We start from the raw sequence: 1057 nt of genomic DNA, 5'->3' as shown, positions 1-1057 counted from the left end.
TTCGTGAATCATGACGACAAACCAGCATCAAGGCAATTAATGGGTCCTGAGCCTAGCAAGATCATCCTCGGCCAAAATTGTCCTTAACGGAAATTAACATAAGATTGACTATACGTGCGCATTATTCATGCACATGATTGACGCGCATGCCATTAGAGCATAATCTCCCTTCAGGAGGCAGACTCATGAATTCGCATACACGAAAGCCCACAAATCTGTCGTTGGACGCTAATTTGCTTACACAAGCGAAAGCATTGAAGGTAAACCTGTCTCGCGCTGCAGAGGATGGCGTGCGAGTGGCGGTTTCTGTAGCCAAAGCACAGCAATGGAAAGCCGAGAATGCCGCGGCAATCCAAAGTTCCAACGCATACGTTGAGAAGCACGGATTGCCGCTCGACAGTTACCGTCAGTTCTGATGCCAAAGTTTGACGTATTTCCCAACCCGTCTGGTGATGGTTATCTTTTGGATGTCCAAACGGATCTTCTGAGTGATCTCAACACCAGGGTCGTTGTGCCATTGCTGCCAACATCAAGCGCACCGAAGCCTGCAACAAGGCTCAACCCGATTTTTGATTTCGAAGATCAACCAGTCGTTATGGTAACGCAGTTTATGGCGGCGGTACCAACGGGCATTCTCAAGATCTCAGTTGGAAAACTCGATGAAGAGTTCGAAAAGATTACATCAGCAATCGACATGCTTATCCAGGGTTTCTAACTGAAATTAATCCAGCTTATTCTTTACATATATAACATAATGAACCTTATGCGAATTTGACCAATGTAGCCGCAAACGCGCAGAACGTGAGGCCCGCGCAGCCAGCCAGGGCTCCGATATCTGAGGTCTACGCCCTGTCAGGCTGCGCTACCGTCAGCGCCCGTGGTGACATTCCTGCTTTGCGCAATCGGTGACATTTCTGAATGGCGTTTACAGACCAAGTGGTAAAAATACTGCCAGCCCCTCAAAAGACTACCCTCCCTGCTGACTCCTGGACTAAGCCGCTCGCGCGGCAGTGGCGCTTGTTGCGGTCGTTCTACTTCCTGATCTGACGTTGTTTTC

At 49.0% G+C, this 1057-nt stretch carries 2 protein-coding genes; both read left to right on the top strand.

Annotated elements, in window-relative coordinates; translation table 11 throughout:
* Positions 1-185: 185 nt before the first annotated feature.
* Complete coding sequence (locus PFRI_RS07165; RefSeq protein WP_072630022.1) at positions 186-416, top strand: type II toxin-antitoxin system CcdA family antitoxin; 231 nt, start codon at positions 186-188, stop codon at positions 414-416.
* A complete protein-coding gene (locus PFRI_RS07160; protein ID WP_072630021.1) occupies positions 416-715 on the top strand; it encodes a CcdB family protein in 300 nt (99 codons plus the stop codon). The genes PFRI_RS07165 and PFRI_RS07160 overlap by 1 nt, the downstream gene beginning before the upstream one ends.
* Positions 716-1057 lie beyond the last annotated feature (342 nt).

Source organism: Planktotalea frisia (genome assembly GCF_001890925.1).
Lineage (GTDB): Bacteria > Pseudomonadota > Alphaproteobacteria > Rhodobacterales > Rhodobacteraceae > Planktotalea > Planktotalea frisia.
Note: the sequence above shows the minus strand (reverse complement) of the source record. Positions and strands in the feature narration are given on the sequence as shown.

Excerpts from the sequence above, each read along its gene's own strand:
- PFRI_RS07160 (WP_072630021.1), top strand. The coding sequence starts at position 416 with ATGCCAAAGTTTGACGTATTTCCCAACCCGTCTGGTGATGGTTATCTT.
- PFRI_RS07165 (WP_072630022.1), top strand. The coding sequence starts at position 186 with ATGAATTCGCATACACGAAAGCCCACAAATCTGTCGTTGGACGCTAAT.